The sequence below is a fragment of the Microbacterium sp. P2_F9 genome (assembly GCF_056403635.1).
Window position 1 is genome coordinate 1 of sequence record NZ_JBFUFC010000048.1, and the last position, 20,600, is coordinate 20,600.

At 68.0% G+C, this 20,600-nt stretch carries 19 protein-coding genes and 1 tRNA gene; 15 read left to right on the forward strand and 5 right to left on the reverse strand.

Features of this window, described 5'->3' with window-relative positions:
* The 4 genes from AC1DVT_RS07315 to AC1DVT_RS07330 all read left to right on the forward strand — a co-directional run.
* On the forward strand, positions 1–299 hold a 299-nt coding region (locus AC1DVT_RS07315; RefSeq protein WP_477387779.1), incomplete at its 5' end, for a substrate-binding domain-containing protein.
* A gap of 76 nt (positions 300–375) precedes the next feature.
* Positions 376–2,013 (forward strand): xylulokinase, encoded by a 1,638-nt coding sequence (locus AC1DVT_RS07320; RefSeq protein WP_477387802.1) that lies wholly within the window; start codon positions 376–378, stop codon positions 2,011–2,013.
* A 39-nt stretch (positions 2,014–2,052) separates the two neighbouring features.
* On the forward strand, positions 2,053–3,564 hold the full coding sequence (araA, locus tag AC1DVT_RS07325; RefSeq protein WP_457098892.1) for an L-arabinose isomerase: 1,512 nt from the start codon (positions 2,053–2,055) through the stop codon (positions 3,562–3,564).
* A gap of 2 nt (positions 3,565–3,566) precedes the next feature.
* On the forward strand, positions 3,567–4,517 hold the full coding sequence (locus AC1DVT_RS07330; protein ID WP_457098893.1) for an aldose 1-epimerase family protein: 951 nt from the start codon (positions 3,567–3,569) through the stop codon (positions 4,515–4,517).
* Between the two features lie 135 nt (positions 4,518–4,652).
* On the opposite strand, the gene AC1DVT_RS07335 is transcribed toward AC1DVT_RS07330, so the two are convergent.
* The gene (locus tag AC1DVT_RS07335; protein WP_457098894.1) at positions 4,653–4,859 is read right to left on the reverse strand and encodes a hypothetical protein; all 207 of its coding nucleotides are present in this window, start codon (positions 4,857–4,859) and stop codon (positions 4,653–4,655) included.
* A gap of 168 nt (positions 4,860–5,027) precedes the next feature.
* On the opposite strand from AC1DVT_RS07335, the gene AC1DVT_RS07340 reads away from it, so the two are divergent.
* The gene (locus AC1DVT_RS07340) at positions 5,028–5,459 is read left to right on the forward strand and encodes a YdeI/OmpD-associated family protein (protein WP_477387782.1); all 432 of its coding nucleotides are present in this window, start codon (positions 5,028–5,030) and stop codon (positions 5,457–5,459) included.
* Positions 5,460–5,478: 19 nt separating this feature from the next.
* On the opposite strand, the gene AC1DVT_RS07345 is transcribed toward AC1DVT_RS07340, so the two are convergent.
* Complete coding sequence (locus AC1DVT_RS07345) at positions 5,479–6,318, reverse strand: SDR family NAD(P)-dependent oxidoreductase (RefSeq protein ID WP_477387784.1); 840 nt, start codon at positions 6,316–6,318, stop codon at positions 5,479–5,481.
* A 108-nt stretch (positions 6,319–6,426) separates the two neighbouring features.
* Here AC1DVT_RS07345 and AC1DVT_RS07350 point away from each other — a divergent pair, with 108 nt between their 5' ends.
* From AC1DVT_RS07350 to AC1DVT_RS07365, 4 genes are all read left to right on the forward strand, one after another.
* The gene (locus AC1DVT_RS07350) at positions 6,427–6,999 is read left to right on the forward strand and encodes an asparagine synthase (RefSeq protein ID WP_457098897.1); all 573 of its coding nucleotides are present in this window, start codon (positions 6,427–6,429) and stop codon (positions 6,997–6,999) included.
* Between the two features lie 46 nt (positions 7,000–7,045).
* Positions 7,046–7,118 (forward strand) — tRNA-Arg (locus AC1DVT_RS07355).
* A 1,456-nt stretch (positions 7,119–8,574) separates the two neighbouring features.
* Positions 8,575–8,982, forward strand: a complete 408-nt coding sequence (locus AC1DVT_RS07360) for a hypothetical protein (protein ID WP_477387786.1) — start codon at positions 8,575–8,577, stop codon at positions 8,980–8,982.
* Positions 8,983–9,670: 688 nt separating this feature from the next.
* The gene (locus tag AC1DVT_RS07365) at positions 9,671–10,204 is read left to right on the forward strand and encodes a TolB family protein (RefSeq protein WP_457098900.1); all 534 of its coding nucleotides are present in this window, start codon (positions 9,671–9,673) and stop codon (positions 10,202–10,204) included.
* Positions 10,205–10,397: 193 nt separating this feature from the next.
* Here the strand turns inward: AC1DVT_RS07365 and AC1DVT_RS07370 are convergent, their stop codons facing one another.
* The gene (locus AC1DVT_RS07370) at positions 10,398–11,546 is read right to left on the reverse strand and encodes an IS30 family transposase (RefSeq protein ID WP_477387804.1); all 1,149 of its coding nucleotides are present in this window, start codon (positions 11,544–11,546) and stop codon (positions 10,398–10,400) included.
* Positions 11,547–11,693: 147 nt separating this feature from the next.
* Here AC1DVT_RS07370 and AC1DVT_RS07375 point away from each other — a divergent pair, with 147 nt between their 5' ends.
* From AC1DVT_RS07375 to AC1DVT_RS07385, 3 genes are all read left to right on the forward strand, one after another.
* Positions 11,694–11,957 carry a ribbon-helix-helix protein, CopG family gene (locus AC1DVT_RS07375; RefSeq protein ID WP_477387788.1) on the forward strand — a complete coding sequence of 88 codons (264 nt, stop codon included), beginning with the start codon at positions 11,694–11,696 and terminating at the stop codon, positions 11,955–11,957.
* Between the two features lie 69 nt (positions 11,958–12,026).
* Positions 12,027–12,191 (forward strand): toxin-antitoxin system toxin subunit, encoded by a 165-nt coding sequence (locus AC1DVT_RS07380; protein ID WP_477387790.1) that lies wholly within the window; start codon positions 12,027–12,029, stop codon positions 12,189–12,191.
* A 342-nt stretch (positions 12,192–12,533) separates the two neighbouring features.
* Positions 12,534–14,123, forward strand: a complete 1,590-nt coding sequence (locus tag AC1DVT_RS07385) for a molybdopterin-dependent oxidoreductase (protein ID WP_477387792.1) — start codon at positions 12,534–12,536, stop codon at positions 14,121–14,123.
* Here AC1DVT_RS07385 and AC1DVT_RS07390 read toward each other — a convergent pair.
* A complete protein-coding gene (locus tag AC1DVT_RS07390; protein WP_477387794.1) occupies positions 14,107–15,195 on the reverse strand; it encodes a nitroreductase/quinone reductase family protein in 1,089 nt (362 codons plus the stop codon). The two genes, AC1DVT_RS07385 and AC1DVT_RS07390, sit on opposite strands and share 17 nt — an antisense overlap.
* A 356-nt stretch (positions 15,196–15,551) precedes the next feature.
* Between AC1DVT_RS07390 and AC1DVT_RS07395 the strand changes: the two genes are divergently transcribed.
* Together AC1DVT_RS07395 and AC1DVT_RS07400 are read left to right on the forward strand one after the other, a co-directional pair.
* Positions 15,552–16,601, forward strand: coding sequence for a 4-hydroxythreonine-4-phosphate dehydrogenase PdxA (locus tag AC1DVT_RS07395; protein WP_477387796.1), 1,050 nt, complete (start codon positions 15,552–15,554; stop codon positions 16,599–16,601).
* On the forward strand, positions 16,598–18,058 hold the full coding sequence (locus AC1DVT_RS07400; protein WP_457098906.1) for a four-carbon acid sugar kinase family protein: 1,461 nt from the start codon (positions 16,598–16,600) through the stop codon (positions 18,056–18,058). The genes AC1DVT_RS07395 and AC1DVT_RS07400 overlap by 4 nt, the downstream gene beginning before the upstream one ends.
* Here AC1DVT_RS07400 and AC1DVT_RS07405 read toward each other — a convergent pair.
* Positions 18,013–19,194, reverse strand: coding sequence for an ROK family protein (locus AC1DVT_RS07405; protein WP_477387798.1), 1,182 nt, complete (start codon positions 19,192–19,194; stop codon positions 18,013–18,015). The two genes, AC1DVT_RS07400 and AC1DVT_RS07405, sit on opposite strands and share 46 nt — an antisense overlap.
* Before the next feature lie 190 nt (positions 19,195–19,384).
* Here AC1DVT_RS07405 and AC1DVT_RS07410 point away from each other — a divergent pair.
* Positions 19,385–20,600, forward strand: a 1,216-nt coding sequence (locus AC1DVT_RS07410; protein ID WP_477387800.1) for a glycoside hydrolase family 36 N-terminal domain-containing protein, incomplete at its 3' end; no start/stop codon positions are given.

Here is a 20,600-nt window from a genome sequence, read left to right on the forward strand (position 1 = left end):
AGATGGCGCTCGGGCTCATCGCGGGCCTCCGTGCGGCCGGCGTCGAGGTGCCTGGCGATGTCAGCATCGCCGGTTTCGACGACAATCCGGATGCCGCGTACTACCGACCAGCGCTCACCACGGTGCGGGTCGACATCGCGGGGGAGGCGCGGCGGTGCGTCGCCGAAGTGCTCGGGCTCGAGGCATCCGCTGCTCCCGTGGCCGAACCGGTCCTCGTCGTGCGCGCGTCCACCGCTCCGCCGCCGGCCTACCTTTCGTCGATCGGATCGGGCCGCGGGGCCAAGGTCGACAACGCGTGATGTTACCGGTAACATTCTGACCGGCGGATGCCGCATCCCGCCGCTGCTATCCGCTGGAGGAACCCCCGTGACAGTGATGTCAGATTCGACGTCGAGCAGTTCGACACCCCTGGGCGCGAACGACGCCTCCGATCCCGGGCGGGAGGCGATCCTCGCCGGGCGCACGTCCCTCGGCATCGAGTTCGGATCGACGCGCATCAAGGCGTGCCTGATCGCCGACGACGCCACCGTGCTCGCGGTGGGCAGCCACGAGTGGGAGAACCGCTTCGAGGAGCGCGTCTGGACCTACTCGCTCGAGGACGTGTGGTCGGGTCTGCAGTCCGCCTACGCCGACCTCGTCGCCGATGTCGCGCAGCGCTTCGGTGTGGGCCTCGAGACGATCGGCGCGATCGGCGTCTCGGCGATGATGCACGGCTACCTCGCGTTCGGCGCCGACGACGAGCTGCTCGTGCCGTTCCGCACCTGGCGCAACACGACCACCGGCCCGGCTGCGGCCGAGCTGTCCGAGCTGTTCGGCACGAACATCCCGCTGCGGTGGTCTATCGCCCACCTCCACCAGGCCGTGCTCGACGCCGAACCGCACGTTCCCGAGGTGCGGTTCCTCACCACGCTCGCCGGTTACGTGCACTGGCGGCTCACCGGTCGCAAGGTGCTGGGCGTCGGCGATGCCTCAGGCATGTTCCCCATCGATGCCGCGACCAAGGACTACGACCAGGAGCTCGTGCGCCGGTACGGCGCCCTTGTCGCCGACACTGCTCCCGGGCTGCGTCTGAAGGACGTGCTGCCGGAGGTGCTCGTCGCCGGCCGGCCCGCGGGTGAGCTGACCGCCGAAGGCGCCGCCCTGCTCGACGCGTCAGGCACGCTGCGCCCCGGCGCGGTGCTCTGCCCGCCGGAGGGCGACGCGGGCACCGGCATGGTCGCGACCTGCTCCGTCACCCCGCGCACCGGCAACGTGAGCGCCGGCACCAGCATCTTCGCGATGGTGGTGCTGGAGCGCCCGCTGGAGCACGCGCACCACGAGCTCGACCTCGTCACCACGCCCGCCGGCGACCCGGTCGCGATGGTGCACTGCAACAACGGCGCGAGCGAGCTGGCCGCATGGGCGGGCATGTTCGGCCGGTTCGCGGCCGCCGCCGGCACCCCGATCGACGCCGATGCCGTCTTCGAGACGCTCTTCGCGGAGGCTCTTCAGGGAGAGGCGGATGCCGGCGGGCTGCTCGCCTACAACCACCTGGCGGGCGAGCCGATCGCCGGCCTCAGCGAGGGCCGGCCGCTGTTCGTGCGCACGCCCGAGAGCCGCCTGACGCTCGCGAACTTCATGCGCGCGCAGCTGTACGGCGTGTTCGGCACGCTGGCTCTCGGCATGAAGGTCCTCGCCGATGAGGGCGTCGGGCTCGACCTGATGTTCGCCCACGGTGGGGTGTTCCGCACCGCCGGAGTCGCCCAGCGATTCCTCGCGGCGGCGCTCGCGACACCCGTCTCGGTCGGCGAAGCCGCTTCCGAGGGCGGTGCCTGGGGCATCGCCATCCTGGCGTCCTACCACGCGTCCGGCTCCGAACTCGAGCTGGGCGAATACCTGCGCAGGCAGGTCTTCGCCGGAAGCGAGTTCGAAACGACCGACCCCGTCCCCGACGACGTCGCCGGATTCACCGCCTACCTGGAGCGCTACCGCGCCGGGCTGGCTGTGGAACGCGCCGCCACCGAGGCACTCTGACCCCTTCGCACTTCCTCCGCTGAACCAAAGGAACTCGCAATGACCCGCACTCCGCTTTCCACCTCCCTCGACGGCTACGAGGTCTGGTTCGTCACCGGCAGCCAGAACCTCTACGGCGAGGAGACGCTCCGCCAGGTCGCCGAGCAGTCGCAGGCGGTCGCCGACGGCCTCGCCGGCCAGCCGGTCAAGGTCGTCTGGAAGCCCGTCCTCAAGGACTCCGACTCGATCCGGCGCCTCGCCCTTGAGGTGAACTCACGCGACGACGTCATCGGCGTGATCGCCTGGATGCACACCTTCAGCCCGGCCAAGATGTGGATCGCGGGCCTCGACGCCCTGCAGAAGCCGCTCCTGCACCTGCACACGCAGGCGAACGTCGAGCTGCCGTGGAACGACATCGACTTCGACTTCATGAACCTCAACCAGGCAGCGCACGGCGACCGTGAGTTCGGCTACATCCAGACCCGCCTGGGCGTCGCGCGCAAGACCGTCGTCGGCCACGTGTCCAACCCCGCCGTCACGGCGCAGATCGAGACGTGGCAGCGCGCCGCCGCCGGCTGGGCCGCCTCCCGCACCCTCAAGCTCGCCCGCTTCGGCGACAACATGCGCTACGTCGCCGTCACCGAGGGCGACAAGACCGAGGCCGAGCTGCGCTTCGGCGTGCAGGTCAACACGTGGGGGGTCAACGAACTCGTCGAGGCTGTGGATGCCGCCACCGACGCGCAGGTCGATGCGCTGGTCGCCGAGTACGTCGAGAGCTACGACGTCGCCGAGGAGCTGCTCCCCGGTGGCGACCGCCACCAGTCGCTGCGCGATGGCGCCGCAATCGAGGTCGGCCTGCGGTCGTTCCTCGAAGAGGGCGGCTTCGGCGCGTTCACCACGTCGTTCGAAGACCTCGGCACGCTCAAGCAGCTTCCCGGCCTCGCCGTGCAGCGGCTCATGGCCGAGGGATACGGCTTCGGCGCCGAGGGCGACTGGAAGACCGCGATCCTCGTGCGGGTCGCGAACGTCATGGGCGCCGGCCTTCCCGGTGGCGCGAGCCTCATGGAGGACTACACCTACGACCTCGTACCCGGTGCGGAGCGCATCCTCGGCGCGCACATGCTCGAGGTCTCGCCGTCGCTGACCACCGCCAAGCCGCGCCTCGAAGTGCACGCGCTGGGTATCGGCGGCAAGGAGGACCCGGTTCGTCTCGTCTTCACGGCCGACCCCGGCCCCGCGGTCGTCGTCGCCCTCAGCGACATGCGCGACCGGTTCCGGCTCGTCGCGAACGTCGTCCGCAACGTCGAGGCCCCTGACCTGCCGAAGCTGCCCGTGGGTCGCGCGATCTGGGAGCCCGCTCCCGACTTCGCGACGTCGGCCGCGTGCTGGCTCGCCGCCGGCGCTGCGCACCACACCGTCATGACGACCGCGGTCGACATCGAGGTGTTCCGCGACTACGCGGAGATCGCGAAGACCGAGCTCGTCGTCATCGACGAGGACACCACGATCCGCGGCTTCCAGAAGGAGCTGCGCTGGAACCAGGCGTACTACCGCCTCGCGCAGGGGCTCTAACCATGGCCCGCACGCCGGTCTCCGGCATCCAGCACGCCCTCCGCGCCGGATCGTACGAAGCGGTCGTCGCGAGCGTCGGGGCGTCGCTGCGCGTGCTGCGCCACGACGGCCGCGACCTGGTCGTCCCGTTCGAGGCGGACGAGCTGCGCCCGGGTTTCCGCGGCGCGACCCTTGCGCCGTGGCCCAATCGCGTCGTCGACGGCACCTACACGTTCGCGGGCGTCGACCACCAGGTGGCGCTCACCGAGCCGGGACGCGGGCATGCCCTCCATGGCCTCGCCGGGTGGCTCGACTTCCAGGCGATCGACAAGGGCCCCGATCATGTGACGCTCAGCGCGCAGATCGAGCCGCAGACGGGGTACCCCTGGCGGGTCATCGTGACCACGACCTACGCGATCGGACCGGACGGGCTCACCCAGACCGTGACCGCCCGCAACGAGAGCACGGATGCCGCGCCCTGGGGCACCGGACCGCACCCGTATCTCGTGGCGGGACCGGCTCCGCTCGACGAGTGGAGATTCGAGCTCCCCGCCGAGGAGGTGCTGCTCGTGACCTCCGACCGGCTCATTCCGACCGCGCTGCGCGGGGTCGACGCCGACGACCCGGCGCGCTTCGACTTCCGCTCCGCGCGCCAGATCGGCGCCGTGGAGATCGACCACGCCTACACCGGCCTCGTGCGCGATGCCGATGGCCAGGCGACGGTCCGGCTGACGGATGCCGCGGGCACTGGTGTCGAGATGGTCTGGGATGCCGCGTGCCCGTGGGTGCAGGTTCACACCGCGGACCAGCCCGGCGGCGCGGCCCAGCCGGGCCACCGTGCGGGCCTCGCGGTCGAGCCGATGACCTGCGCGCCGGACGCGTTCAACGCGGCGTCGTACGACTTCGATGCGGGACTGATCGTGCTCGAGCCTGGGGCCACAGCCACAGCATCCTGGCGGATCGCCGCACTCTGACCCACAGTCGATGACGGACACGAGAGCCGCAGACCTCCATTGGTCTGYGGCTCTCGTGCGCCGGGAACGCAGAAGGCCCCGGAGTACTCTCCGAGGCCCACCGCCAGCTGTCGCGACCCGCGAGCCGCGACAAGTTCACGCGTCGTCGTCGCCGCGGAGGTGCGCCTTGACGTCATTGCGCGTCTCGACGGATTCCCGCTCGGCTTCGGCCTTCTTCACGTTGGCGTCGGCCTTGGCCGCGTCGACCTTGTCGCCGATCTTGTCGGTGGTGTCCTCCCACGCGTCCTGGATCTTACGGCCCGCGGTCTCGGCCGTGTCCTTCGCGTCATCGATGAATCCCATCGATCGCTCCTTTCGTCAGGCGAGGTTGCTGCGGCTCCGTCGAGGAGCCGGCATGAAGACGCTAGTGGGGGGAGCCGACCGCGTCGGGGGGCTTGCGCACCGACTCGATGGTTGCTAGCCGAGGCCCCGGGCTCGCCCGGGCAGCGGCATCCGTCCTAGGCTCTGCGCATGCGATTCGAGACGACGATGCTGGCGATGGGGAACAACACCGGGATCGAGGTGCCCGCCGAGGTGCTGGACGCACTCGGTGGAGGCAGGCGTCCCGCGGTGAACGTGACGGTGAACGGGTACGAGTACCGCACGACGGCCGGCATCATGGCGGGCAGGACGATGCTGCCGTTCAGCTCCGACAAGCGTGCTGCGACCGGGATCAAGGGCGGCGATCACCTTGTGGTCGAGTTGACGCTCGACACGGCGCCGCGCACGGTCGAGCTGCCCGACGACCTCAGCGCGGCGCTCGCCGCGGCCGGCCTGCGCGAGAAGTTCGATGCGCTCTCTCCCAGCGCCCGCAAAGCCCACGTCACCAGCATCGAGTCGGCGAAGGCGGCCGAGACCCGCGCGCGCCGGGTCGAGGCCGTGGTCACCAAGCTCTCCGCCTGACTCAGTCGGCCGGTCGACCCTACGAGATCGGGGTCGTCGTGTCGATCGCCTCGCGCAGCGTCCCGCGCATCGCGCCCCAGTAGCGGCTCGGCGTGACTCGGGTGAGCACGTCGACGAGCCGCGCCTCGCGACCCACCATGGTGCGGGTCGAGCGCTTCACCGTCGCCTCGACGATCCGCCGCGCGGCGTCCGCGGGCTCGGTGTGGTACATCGCGGCCTGTGCCGTCGCCGCGCGCTGCGCGACCGCGGGGTCGATCCCGGCGGCGTAGCGGCCGTGCAGGATGATCCCGGTCTTCACCCCGGCCGGGTAGATCGCGCCGACGGTGACTGTGGAGTTCTCCAGCTCGTGCCTGAGCGACTCGGTGAAGCCGCGCACCGCGTACTTGGTCATCGCGTAGGGGATCCGCCCCGCGGGGGCGGCGAGCCCGTAGATGCTCACCAGGTGGGTGATGTGCGCTGCCGGTTCCCGTCGAAGCGCGGGCAGCAGCGCCTTCGTGATGTTGACGGTGCCCCAGAGGTTCACCTCCATGAGCCAGCGCATCTCCTCCATCGTGAGCTGGTCGAGGTTGCCCAGCATCGAGGAGCCGGCACACGTGATGAGCGACTGGATGCGGGGGTGGGATGCCTCGATCTCGGCCGCARGCGCGAACACCGCGCCGTCGTCGGTGAGGTCCACCACGTGCGTGGTGTGGCCAGTCCCGCTGAGGGTGGCTGCCAGCGCCGCCAGACCTTCCGCGTTGCGATCGAGGAGCGCGAGACGCGCACCGCGACGGTCGAGCTCGCGAGCGACCTCCGCTCCCATCCCACTGGCCGCGCCCGTGATGACACTGGTTCTTCCGCGCACATCGAGCCGCTGCATCCGCGCCATCATCGTCCTTCCACGTACTTCAGGGGGGTCCGTCAATTCTCGCCGACGCGGGGGGCAACGCCCGCCAGGTAGCCTCGTATGCGGAGGAGGTGCACAGCTATGGGGAGGACTTCCGACGCGATCGGCGAGGGACTCTCGATCGCCTGGGCGGCTGCCCGTCTCACCGTGCGCAACCACATCCTCGTCGAGACGATCGCGCACGACGAGCCCTTCGAGCTCGACCGCTTCGCCCCCTTCGCCCGGCACACCCTGGTGGCGCTCGCCGATGAGCAGCAGGCGGCTGCCGATCTCGTGCGGCGCCAGCGCAAGGCCGCGTGGGGAAAGTACAGCGACTCCCATGGCACGCACGACTACCGGGACCGCGACGTGCGCAACCTGCGTCGCCGGCAGAAGCAGTATCTGGGCGTCGTGAAGGGGCTGCGCGCCCGCGCGAACGACCCCGAGGCGGTCGCCGGATTGGTGACCGAAGCGCGCGATGCCGCGTGGGGGGATGTCGAGGCCAACCTCCTGCGCAGGCTGCGCGTCGAGGGCATGCGACCCGAGTACGACCCCGACTACGCGACGATGCGCGATGCCCGGATGCAGGCGCTGCGGCTGGTCGATCTGCCGCGCCTGCGCGCCCACCGGCGGCAGCTCAACAAGGCCGCCGATTCGCGGCCCGGCCACTCGTAGGGTATTCTCGTCAAGTGCCTCCGCGCCGTTTCGCGCGCGAGGCCGTGCGCCCGTAGCTCAATGGATAGAGCATCTGACTACGGATCAGAAGGTTGGGGGTTCGAGTCCCTTCGGGCGCACACTGTGTTGAGACAGTACCTACGAAAACCCGCGGATTTCCGCGGGTTTTCGTGTTTGTGGGGGAGTCGGGTTCCTTCTGATTCCGCGGGTTTCACGTCTGACTGTCGATCAGACGGGTTTGAGGCGCGCGGTGAGATTCCGCGTAATCACGCGGATGGTCAGCGGCGAATGCCGGGTCGATCAGAGGCACGTAGGTGCACTCATGTGTGCACGTACGTGTGCACCGGTTGGCACCAKTCCGCGCGCCCGACGCCGTCCCGGGCGACCTGGCGTACGACCCAACGGTGCGGTGGGGCTTTCGCGCTCCAGGGTCAGCCGAGTGATCGCCTCGAAGCATGCCTGTAAGCCTGCCTCTAGTGAGACGGTTCGCCGGGTCGGCCATTCGTGCATCGCTGGGAGCAAATGTGAGGAGCACGGCCTTCTGGCCGTAATTGGAGCGGTGAACGACCGACCTGCGGTCGCAGCTGCTGCAGTGACTTGCGAAGGTCACCGTTTGTAACAGCCCAGACCGCGGGCTCTTGGATCCGGGGGCCATTGCGGAGTGTGGTGCCGACTGGCATCTTTCTCTCAGCTGTGAGCCCGAGGTGGCATCTTGGCATAGCTGTTCAGACGACGTCGCGCGGCCGATGGGGAGGCCGACCATGGCAGGAATGCATAAATTCGGATTGGAAGCGACGGCGTCGGCCTGCGTCGGTGTTGCCATACTGGTCGTCGTGCTGACGGGGTGCGCTGTCACGACCGAAGCGGACGTCAGCGCCGCATCCGTATCGCCCGCCAAACCCTCCCCGGAGGTTTCGGCCGAGTCGCCCATATCGCCCAGCCCCACTCCRACGATGCCGCCTGAGTGGTGCACGCCGGCCGAGCTCCCCAGGGCATCACTCCCCGCGGCAGCCCTTCCCGCCCCTGGGGAGCACCTGACCCTGGAGCTTGACCCGTGCCTGACGGCACAGAGCCTGCTCGGCTGGGGCATGTGGCTCGAGGACCAGAGAATTGATTCCTCCCTTATTCAGGGTTTCCAAAGCGTTGCCGGCCTTGGGCCGTGGACTGCGCCCCTTGCCGACGGCAGTGGCAGATGCATCATCGTGGGCTCGTCTGACAGCCATAGCTCGGGCACCGTCGCGTGCGATTCTGCAGGTGTGCCTGCCACCATGGAGCGCAGCGCGGGCGGCTCAGTTCTGCGATTCGTAATCGAGAACGGCGCAATAGCCGTGTACGCCGCGTCACGGTAACACTTCAGGCAATTGCGGCGTTCTGCGAGACTCTTGTGGACGATCGCCCAGCGGATGTCCTGATAGGGATCCCTATCGCTCGCGAATTGCCTGCTCATCGATGGCGAGAACCAGGCCATTAGTGCGACATCACCCCCACGCACAATTTGGCTCCCCGTGGCCCTCATGTCGGCACCCTTGCGCGGTGCAAGTAGGCTTCCGTTCACGGTTCGGGTATGGAGACTGCATGATCGCTCAGGTATTGATGGGGGCTGGCGCAGTCGCGCTTGCGGCGTACGGCATTATCGCCGGTGTCCGTTCGTCAAACGAGACCGCGAAGCGACGCGGTACGCCCGTGGAGTGGGATCCTCGCTTCCCCCGGGATGCCTTTCTGGACGTAGTCAACAAGACGGCGCAGAAACTCCCCCGTGTGTACGCGAGCGGCGCGGACGGGCTCATCGTCACCATCCACGTCAAGTCGAATAGCGGACTTACGAGCTGGAAGGCGGAGGTTGACTTCTGCGACTACGGGCGCCTTACCGGGACGTACTGGATCACCTCGGAGAACACTCAATCCCCCATTCCCCAGGCGCTCGCGGATGCCATCGCGGCAGAGGTGCACGCCCGGCTCGGGGTGCAAACTCCTGGCGCGTAGCTCGCGAGCGGCAACTCCGCGGGCACCTGGCGCCCGGCGACAGAGACTCTTGCTGAGCACGGCCGACTGAGCGCAGGGCTCGCTGGGACGATTGGGATCCCATGCAATGGGACCCGCAGCGCGCATCGCACGTTTACGGATCCCCCGTGAGGCATGCAAACGCCTCTTCTGAGCGCAAATGGGCCTCGGCACGAGGTTGTAGTGGTAGAGGGCAGTAACATCAGCCATGATTTCGCGTGGCATGGCCGTACTCGCGGTTGCGTTGCTGTTAACGGGGTGCAGTGCGCCCGCCGCGACGCCAGTGTCGGAATCGCCCGCCCCCTCGTTGGTCGACGCCGATTCCGAGTTCCTCTACCAATGGGACGAGGGCAGCGGCGAGGCCATCTGGACGATGGATGCGTCAGGCGCGGGCGACGCGCGGATTCCCCTCGACGGATCGCCGGTTCATCCCGATTGGTCACCAGACGGTGAGCGCGTCGTCTATGCGCTCGACCGGGCGGACGGCCATCGTGAAATCTGGACGGCTGGCGCTGACGGGTCGGACCCTCAGTCTGTCGTCCCGTGCGTCGACCCATGTCTGAGCGTCGACTCGCCCGCCTGGTCGCCGGACGGGTCACGCATCGCCTTCTCCTGGTACGACGCATCGACAACGGCCAACGGCCCGCCGGCATCCGGGAGCATCCGAACCGTGGATCTCGCGACCGGACAGATCCAATTGGTGACGCAGACGCCGCCGGCGAGCGGCGACGTCCCCGACATGCCGCGCTGGTCGCCGACGGGAGACGCGCTGGTCATCGAAGTAGACCATTTCGATGAGCTCGGCGCGCCGTCGACGTACATTGCCACGGTCCCCATCGCTGGCGGGGACCCCACTCCGCTGACCGAACCGGCTCTGATGGCCCAATACCCTGACTGGTCGCCGGATGGCGAAATGATCGTGTTCTGCACCTATGACATCTCGATCTTCACGACCCTGGCCGAGGGCACGGCCTCGAATCTCTACACCGTCGCCGTCGACGGCAGCGGCCTCACCCAGCTCACCGACTTCGACGGCGGGGAACGTCTCACCCAACCGAGCTGGCTTCGAGATGGCACCGGCATCGTTGCCACCCTCGTCCACAGCGACTCACGAACCGGGGCACTCTTGGCGGTCGAAGGCGGTGACCCCTCCGCGCTGGGCACCACGAGCGCGACCCATGTGCGCGAGAGGCCGCACCCCTGACGAAGCAATCAAGACCGCGAGCCGACCGATCCCGCACGACGAAGACTCCCCGCCCAGGGGACGTGGCTATGTCGATGTCTGGGTGTTACGTGGCCGCCAACACCATTGCGCCCTCACGAGGATCGTTTGGCGTCCGCTCCACGCGACGATTGTCAACGATCGCTTCACCAATGCCCGCTGAGGGATGGCGGATTCAAGGGGTCGTTGCAACGATGGGCTTTTCTGGGCCTGACAGTAGTCTCTGCATGGCTTGCGCGGGGGTGATCCCGCCGAGTGTCTTGCGGGGCCTTTCGTTGAGTTCGGTGGCGACCTCGAGCAGTCGCTCGGGCGAGTGGACGGAGAGATCCGTGCCTTTCGGAAAGTACTGCCGCAGCAACCCGTTCGTGTTCTCGTTGGTGCCTCGCTGCCACGGCGAGTGCGGATCACAGAAGTAGATAGCCATCTTGGTGGCCATGGTGATCTGGCGGTGCTTGGCCAGCTCGGTGCCCTGGTCCCAGGTCAGCGTCTTGGCCAGGTGCTGCGGCAGGGTCTTGATCGTGGCTAGAAGCCCATCGCGGACCGTGATCGCGCCATGGTCGCCAGGCAAGTGGACCAGCATCGTGAACCGGGTCTGGCGTTCCACCAAAGTAGCGATCGCCGATCGGCAGTTCGAGCCCAAAACAAGATCGCCTTCCCAGTGACCAGGCACCGCACGATCGCCCACTTCCGCGGGTCGCTCGCTGATCATGATCATGTCGGGAATCTTGCCCGAGTTCTTCGCCGCGGGCCGTCTCGGACGTCTGACGGCGCGGCCGGTGCGCAAGTGTTGATGCAGGTCAGCGCGCAGCTGACCGCGGCCTTGAACATAAAGTGCCTGGTAGATCGTCTCGGGGCTCACCCGCATCTCCTGCCGGTCCGGGAACGTCCTGGCCAGGTGATCACTGATCTGTTCCGGGCTCCACTTCAGGCATAACTTGGCCTGGACCAAGGATGCCAGTTCGGGGTGGTCGAACTTGCTGGGCTTGGGTCGGCGGCCGCGAAGCTCGGCCTTCTTATGCGCTGCATAGGGCGCATACCTCGTCCGTGCTCGCGRGCCGGTCTTGGATCCGCCTCGGGTCAGCTCTCGACTGATCGTTCCGGCAGAGCGGCCGATCTCGGCAGCGATCGCCCTCACGCCGGCCCCAGCCAGGTGCATATCAGCGATCCGCAACCGCTCCTCCAAGCACAAATAGCGCCCCGACAGCGGCGGCCCGGGGACCGGGATCCGATCGCCCGTCGCTCGGCGCCAGCGCCGTCCAGTGCTTTGATCCACCCCCACAGCTTCACAGGCTGCTGACGACGTCGAACCCGCCGCCAGCAACATCCAGAAACGTTCCCGCTTCGTGACCAACGCACTATTCGACGACATAGACAACACCTCACAATCAAGAGTGTTGCGACGACCGACTGAACCCAACGATCCCTTGCGTGCACGCTGGGCTGGACGCCATTTTCGTATTACGATGACGCCATGAACGATCGCGACACGATCAACGGCGTGCCCGTCACCGAGGAACAGATCGCGGCGTGGGCGGCCGAGGCTGAAGCGGGCTACGACGTAGCTGAGCTCAAGAAGCGCGGCCGGGGGCGACCGGGTCGCGGGGCGGAACCGTCGCAGGTCGTCGCTCTGCGGCTGACGAGCGAGGAACTGGCTGAGCTGGACTCGCTGGCGGCGCGCACGCACAAGACGCGGTCCGAGTTGATCCGCGAGGCGCTCGCCGCGTACGCCGCGTGAACATCCACGACTCAGCGCTCAAGCACGGGATCTCGGCCCAGGATGCCGCCATGGCGGCATCCTGGCCGTGTGGGTCGAGGACTCGACGACGAGTCGCCGGCGCGTCAGCTGCGGCTCGGCTTTGACACCCAGGGGAGGTTGCTCGAGACGGTCGTGCTCGTCCTCGACAGCGGCAATGAGCTCGTCATCCACGCCATGAAAGCACGACCGCAGATGCTGGACCTGCTGCCGTAGACGCGGGCTCGGCATGTGTGCACCCGGCCCACAAGTCCGCGGAATCACGCGGGAGAAAGGCTGCCTCTCGTCCGCCTACGGATCAGAAGGTTGGGGGTTCGAGTCCCTTCGGGCGCACACTGTGTTGAGACAGTAACGGAAGATAGTGCCGATATCGGCACTATTTTTCGTTTCTGGAGCCTTTCTGATCCGATCAGGGGCGGATCAGGCGATGCCACGGATCGTGGTGCCTTAGGTCATCGCGATTCCTGCGGATTCCGGCGCGAACAATCCAATTGCTGATTCGCGGCGAACAACCGTTGACGCGGGCGCTCGCCCTCGTGGGTGCGGGGGTCCGGGGCGATGGCGAAGAAGAGCGGTCGAGCGAAGTTCTGGTCCTTGAGTGCGCTCGCCGGGGTCGTGAGCGCCGGCGTGTTCCTGGCAGTCGCCGAGCTCGTCGCATTGGTCGTCGCCCGTGACGGAAGCCCCATCTTGGCAATCGGCTCGTTCGTCATCGACATCGTGCCGCAGCCGTTCAAAGAGCTCGCGATCGCGACCTTCGGCGAGTACGACAAGATCGCGCTGCTGGCGGGCCTCGGCCTCGCGGTGCTGATCGCCTCGGCGATCGCCGGGATCGCGCAGTACATCAGGCCACCTCTGGGGGTCGTGGCGCTGGTCATCGCGGGCGGCATCTCGGTAGCCGCCATCGTCACACGCGCTGGCGCGACCCCGCTCGCGTCGCTCCCTCCGATCGCGGGGACGATCGCCGGGAGTGTGCTCCTGACCTTCCTGGTCTCCCGGCTTCGCCACTGGTCAGCCGAGCCGACACCAATGACCGTTCCGGCAACGGACACTGCTCCGGCATCATCCACCGCGCCAGCCTCGCTGGATCGACGAATGTTCTTCCGCGTGACGGCGATAGCCGCGGCATCCGCCCTCGTCGTCGGCATCGGTGCGCGCGTGGTCAACGCCACGACGTCGTCGATCGCCGCCGTGCGAAAGGCGCTGAAGCTGCCGGAGCCCCGATCAACCGTCGTGGTTCCCGAGGGGGCCGAATTCGACATCCCGGGACTCTCCCCCCTGTTCACGCCGAACAGCGAGTTCTACCGCGTCGACACCGCGCTCACCGTGCCCTCGATCGACCCGGGAACCTGGCGTCTGGTGATCGACGGCATGGTCGATGAGCGGGTGGAGTTGAGCTACGACGACCTCGTCGGGATGGGGCTCGATGAGTACTCCATCACCCTGACATGCGTGTCGAACGTGGTGGGGGGCGATCTGATTGGAAACGCGAAGTGGCTGGGCGTCCCGGTGCGGGACGTGCTGCGAATCGCCGGAGTCCAGGCGGGGGCCGACATGGTCCTGTCGCGAAGCATCGACGGGTTCACGGCCAGCACGCCGTTGGTCTCACTCACCGACGAGGGGATCGACGCGATCCTCGCGGTGGCGATGAACGGCGAGCCGCTGCCACTGGAGCACGGGTTTCCGGTCCGCATGGTGGTTCCCGGCCTCTACGGCTACGTATCGGCCACGAAGTGGCTGGCGGAGCTCACGGTGACGACGTTCGCCGCCGACGAGGCGTACTGGACGCCGCGCGGCTACAGCGCGGAGGCGCCGATCAAGTTCTCCTCGCGCCTCGATACTCCCCGCACCCTGACTCCCGTCACGGCCGGGCGCACCCCGGTCGCCGGCGTCGCGTGGGACCAGACCGTGGGGATCGAGCGGGTCGAGGTGAAGATCGACGACACGGAGTGGCAGCGGGCAACACTCTCGTCGCCCATCAACGACGACACCTGGGTCCAGTGGTTCATCGATTGGGACGCCACTCCCGGCAACCACAACATCACCGTGCGTGCCGTGAACAAGAACGGCGACCTTCAGACTGAGGAGCAGGCCCCGATCGCGCCGAACGGCTCCACGGGCTGGCACCGCATGCTCATCCAGGTGAACTGAGGGCCCGCTCTGACTGTCCGACGCCGAGGAAGTCCCGTTGGGGCGGTAGGAGTTCGATGTGTGTGAGGATCGCGTTCTCACCGACACGTAGGTGTCGCCACCGCCGACCGTAGACCTGGCGGGCTTCCGGGTAGCCCGCGTCCGTGCTGGTGATCGCTTGGGCAGTCGCCGGTTTCCATCCCCCGTCGATCCAGATGGAGAGCGGAGTCGGCCGCAGCAGGTTGCGCCAYCAGTTCTTGCGCTGGGCACCACCCGGGTAGACGATGACGAGGTTGCCTTCCCGCGCGTACTGCACAGGAAACTCGAAGATGCGACCGCTCTTCGCGCCCCGCACGCGAAGCAACGCAAACGTGCCGCCGAGTCCGGGGCCCCCATGGCGCAGCGACCATGCCATCACGCCGGAACCGACCGATTGACCCGTCAGGGTTCGCATCAGGGCGATGCTCACGAGACCGAGGATGGCGCCTGCGACGACACCGGTCAGCGCACCCAATGCGATCACCGCTCCCGTCCGCCAGGCGGCGTCCGGAATCGTGGCGCCGGTGAAGATGACGACCATGGCGGGTGTCCATGCGACCGCGCTGATCGAGACCCACCGCCACGGATGACGGACATGGTGACGCAGCACGACCGCCTGTCCGACCCCCAGCACGGCGCCCATAGCCAGGCCGAGTCCGGCGGCCATCAGAAGAATGAACGCTGGAGCCGGCGCAGCGCCGTCCTGGTCGCCCAGGCTCGAGGGGGCCGACGCCAGCGCCCACCCGAGGCCGGCGATCAGAACGGTCGTCGCGATCCAGCTGAGCCGCGACAGCCCGGGAAACCGGCGGGCGAGCCAGGCCGCTTGGAGAACCCCGAGCGCGGTCCCCTCGATCAACCCGCCCGTGACAAGGATGGCGAGCGCCGCGTAGCCGGGTAATCCCTCCGACGCGCGGGCCGCTGACGCCGCCGCGGTCATCCCGATGCCCTCGGCGACGACGCAGGCGACCAGCCAGCCCAGCGGCCCAGCCGCCGCGGACGCGTCCTGGTGCGGGTGCTGTGGCGCAGCCGCGGGAACTTCGTGGATGACGTCCATCGCAACAGCACACTCTCAACCGCAAAGATCGGCAGGGTCGAACGTCCCGTGGCTCGCCCTGCCGACGTGTCGCGAGGACGAGGTGATGGCACTTGCTCAACCTGAGGTGAGCAGTTCGTTGGCGTCGCGACGCACCGTGAGCTTCGGCTGCGCGGGGGGCGATTCCTTCAGACGTTCAATCCACGGTGGTGAGAGAGGCCCCTTGGCCATGCGGTCGACATCGAGAATGCCACGCGCGTTCCGTAGGGGGTTGCGGAGGCGGCGCTGGAGGAGCTCAGAGGACGCCGGACGGGTGAGGCGTGCTGGCCAGCCTGCCACTTATACTTTCCGCGACGGAAATGATACGGTTTCGGAGGTTGCACCCGCACCGCTATCGTGTCCACCTGGAAGACCCGCTGATGACTTCTTCGACCCTGCTCGATTCACCGCCCCGCGTTGCCATGACGACGGGCGATCCCGCGGGAATCGGCCCGGAACTGGTTGCGCGCCTCCTCGTTGAGATCGCCGGAGACGCCGGACAACCCGTTGCCGTCTTCACCACTTCCGCCGAGCTGGATCGCGGTTTCGAGCAGGCCGGCCTGGGCCACGCGCGCGGTGTCGTCGAATCGGCGGAGAACATCAAGATCGTCGACAGCGGCATGGATTTCGTGGGAATGCCGGTCGCACGCGCCTCGCGGGAGGGTGGCGAATGGGCCCTCGCGCACTTGGAGCTCGCGCTGAAGGCGCACGGCAGGGGCGAGGTCGACGCGCTCGTGTTCGCGCCGCTCAACAAGTCGTCACTGCACCTTGCGGGTATGCACGAGCTGGACGAGCTGCGCTGGTTCGAGAAGCGCCTGGGCGTCACCGGTCCGGTCTCCGAGTTGAATGCCATCACCGGCATCTGGACCTCGCGCGTGACCTCCCACGTGGCTCATCGTGACGCCCCGATGCTTATCACGGCGGAAAAGGTCAAGGACGCAGCCGCCCTCCTGAATTCGTATCTCGTCGCCTCGGGAATCRCCGCGCCGCGCCTGGCCGTGTGCGCGCTGAACCCGCATGCCGGCGAGAACGGCACGTTCGGCCGCGAGGAGATCGACGAGATCGCACCCGGCGTGGCGCGGGCCGTCGCCGAGGGAATCGACGCAGTCGGGCCGTTCCCGGCCGACACGCTCTTCCTGCGTGCTCGTGACGGGGAGTTCGACGGCGTCGTGACGATGTACCACGACCAGGGCCAGATCGCTATGAAGATGATCGGATTCGATGGCGGCGTGACGATTGAGGGCGGGATCGGCATCGCCACCTGCACGCCCGCCCACGGTACGGCCTTCGACCGGGTCGGTGCCGGCACCGCATCGCCCACCTCGACGCGCAACGCGTACCAGCTCGCGCGGGCGCTCGCATCGACCACGATCAAGCTCGGCGTGTGACCGCCGAGGCTCGGACCCTCGCTGCGCGGCTGTCGCACGCACAGCCTTCCCGTCCGGTCGACCAGGCGGACCTCGAGACGGCTGTCGCACGCGGTCCACGGGTGGTCATCCTCGACGATGACCCGACGGGAACGCAGAGCGTGCGGCGGCTGCCGATCATCACGCAGTGGGAACCGGCGGACGCGGCCTGGGCGTTCGGCTGTCAAGACGCAGGCTTCTGCGTTCTGACGAACACCCGCAGCCTCGATGAGGAGCACGCTCGTCTGCGGAACGCCGAGGCGATCCGCGCGGTTCACGCCGCCGCCGTGGGCGAGCGCTACAGCGTGATCAGCCGGGGGGATTCAACACTGCGAGGGCACCACGTCGCCGAGATCGACTCGGTTTCGCGGGAGCTGTCCGCAGTCGGGTGGGGTGACGTGGACGCCGTGCTCGTTGTTCCGGCGTTTCCTGCGGCCGGCCGCATCACGGTCGACGCGGTGCACTGGATCGAGGAGGGCGGCGAGTTCGTACCGGCCGGAGCCTCGAGCTTCGCCCTCGACCCGACATTCGGCTACCGTGCCTCCGACATCCGGAAGTGGACCGAGGAGCGGTCGAACGGCGCGGTGCGCGCCCGCGACGTGGGCTCGATCGGACTCGAGGTGGTTCGAGGCGCTCACGAGGGCCTGGTCGAGGCCATCATGCGCGCGGCTGATGGTCGTCACGTCGTCGTCGACGCCGTGGACGACAACGACCTCCGCTGCATCTCGATGGCCGCGCTCGAAGCGGAACGCCTCGGGCGCAAGCTGCTCTACCGGACGAGCCCCGGCCTTCTGCTGTCCCGACTAGGTCAGCGGCAGGAGGGGGCGGTTGTGCGACAGGAGCTCGCCGACGTCGTGCGAGCGGCCGAGCCGCAGACTCCGCACGGACTCGTCGTGGTCGGCTCGCACGTGCCGCTCAGCAGCCGGCAGCTCGACCATGTGCTCGCGAACGACCAGGACATCGTCCATCTCATCGTCGACGTTCCCGCGCTCCTCGACCCGGGAGCGGCGGAGAACGAACTCGAGCGCATCGTCGAGCAGGCGTCCTCGGCGCTCGGGCACTGCGATGTGGTCATCTCGACGTCCCGTGTGCGCATCGACGGCTCGAACGGTGCCGCGAGCCTCGACATCGCCCGCACAGTTTCGGCGGGAATCGTGCTGCTCACGAGGCGGCTGCTGGAGCGGTGTCGACCGAGCTTCCTCATCGGCAAGGGTGGGATCACCTCCAGCGATCTCGCCACCGGAGCAGTGGGGCTGCGACGAGCTCGGATCGTCGGCTCGCTGCTGGCCGGCTCCGTGTCCGTCTGGCAGTCGGCCGATTCGGCGGCAGTCGACGTCTTCGAGACGCCCTATGCCGTCTTCCCCGGCAACGTCGGGTCGGACGGATCCCTCGCTCAGGCGATCGCAGCCTTCCGGAGGGCCTCGAACGAGACCGGGTAGCTGTTCAGATAGGACTGGATCGCGACCACGGCGCCTCCGCGCGCCCACTCGGAGAAGGCCATCGGCTCGACGAGCGTCGAGATCGGGCGAGCCCAGGTCGGGCGGTCCACGGCGATGCCGCGCTGCACCGCGTCAGGCGCGGTCGTGGCCAGACCGATGCCTTCACCCGAGAGAAGAACCTCCTGGATGCCGGTGAGCATGGAGACCGCGGAGATGAGGCGACCGAGAGCGCGCGCGGATTCGTCGACGACACGTCCAGCGACGGGGTTGCCGGAAGTGGCAAGGCTGAGGACCTCGTCGTAGCCGACCGTGCGGCCGAGCCCCATGGAAACGGACTGGCAGATACTTCCGGATGACAGGTAGGCGATGGCGCAACCCCGGTGTCCCTCGGCGCACATCGGCCCTGTCGGATCGATGACGAAATGACCCGCGGTCGGTGCGTGGGGATCCTCACGGCGCACCACGCGATCGTGGATGACGAGCGAGCATCCGACGCCGACTCCGACGGTGATCAAGGCGAAGTCCGTCGTACCGCGGCCCATACCGAACCAGTGCTGCACCTGGGTCAGCGCGAGAACGTCGTTCTCCACGTCCACCCGCAGGCCCGTCGCGGCCGAGATGCTCTCGGCCAGGGGCACATCGTTCCATCCGAGGGAGCGGGAGACATCGACCTTCTGACCGTCGGCCGAGTGGCCGCCGAGGGCGATGCCCACTCCGCACACGTCGGACCAGTCGCGGGCCAGGCCGGAGACGGTGGCGGCGATGGCCGCGGTGACCGTCGTCGGGTCGGTCGCGACGAGTGGCGCGGTGACTTCGGCAAGGATCTCGGCGCGCGCGTTGGTGACGACGCCGTAGAGGGCTTCGAGGGTGACCTTGATTCCGATGAAGCGAAGGTCGTCCGCGACATCGAGGGGACGGGCGATTCGTCCGTGCACCGCATCCGCCTGAGGGTCACCCTCGCGGAGCAGGCCGGAGTCGACGAGCGGCTTCGCCAGTCGGGTCAGGCTGGCGGGGGAGAGGTTGAGGCGCCGCGCGATCTCGCTCCGTGAGAGCGGTCCGCTCATCACGATCTCGCGCGCCACAGATCGCGCGGATTCGGTCGCCAGGTGGCTGGGTGTCATCTCTCGCAGGCTCACGTCATTCACCCTCTACTGGCGCACAGGAATCGCACACCTTGCTCGAACTAGGCTTTCAGTAACAGTAAGAATAGCCCGCAATCAGCCGCAATGAGACCGGAAACACGCCTCGATTTGACGTGAATGCTTTCCGTCGCAATAATCATTAGGCACCCAGAGACCAGTCAGGTTTCCGGCAAAGGAGCCAATGATGACCGACACCACCCGCCTGCTCGACGTCACCTCGGGCGGTGTCAGCGTTCTCATCGACGCTCGGGGGGCCGGCGAGGTGACCGACACCACCCGGCTGTTCCACCTCGCCTCGGGCGGCGTCAGCGTACTCATCGACGCTCGAGGCGCCGGCGTGCCGCGCATCGTCCACTGGGGCGCGGCGCTCGACGTGCGCGATCAGCGCGACCTCGAGCAGCTGGCCTCGGCCTCCATCCCGCAGATCGTCTCGAACAGCATCGACACGCCCGTGCCGTTGGCGATCCTTCCCGAGCAGGCGAAGGGGTGGACCGGCACGCCGGGGATCAGCGGCCATCGCGATGGGGCGGCCTTCACCGTCGATCTCGCCCTCGTTGCTGTGCACTCGGGCCGATCCGCCGACAAGCGCTTTCGCGACCGCAACCTTCGCTTCGAGCTCGAAGACGGCGACACAGGACTTCAGGTCGAGCTCGAACTGGAACTGGCGGACTCGGGCGTGCTGCGCACCCGAGCACGCGTCACGAGCACGAAGGACGGCGCCTACACCCTCGACGGATTGGTGCTGGCGCTGCCGGTTCCGCTCCACGCCCAGGAGATCCTCGACTTCACCGGCCGCCACGTGCGCGAGAGCAGCGCCCAGCGCCATGCCTTCACGATGGGGACGCACACGAACGACGGACGCCACGGACGGACCGGCCATGATGCCTCGCTCCTCTACGCCGTCGGCGCAGAAGGATTCGGATTCCGCAGCGGAGAGGTGTGGGGGGTCCAGGTCGCCTGGAGCGGCAACCACCGCACCTATGCCGAGCGGCTTCCCTCTGGGCGGAGCGTGATTGGCGGCGGCGAGCTGCTCCTGCCCGGCGAGGTACGACTTCATGCGGGCGAGGCCTACCGGAGCCCCTGGCTGTACGCCTCCTACGGCGACGGTCTCGACGCGCTGAGCGCGCGCTTCCACGAGTTTCTCCGTGCCCGCCCCGGGTATCCCTCGACCCCTCGCCCCGTCGTGCTCAACACGTGGGAGGCGGTGTACTTCGATCAGGACCTCGACACGCTCCTCGCACTCGCGGATCGCGCGGCCGGCGTCGGCGTCGAGCGATTCGTGCTCGACGACGGTTGGTTCCACGGGCGCCGCGACAAGTCGGCGGGGCTGGGGGACTGGCGCATCGATGCCGACGTCTGGCCGGACGGTCTCGAGCCGCTCGTCGAGCGCGTCCGCGCCC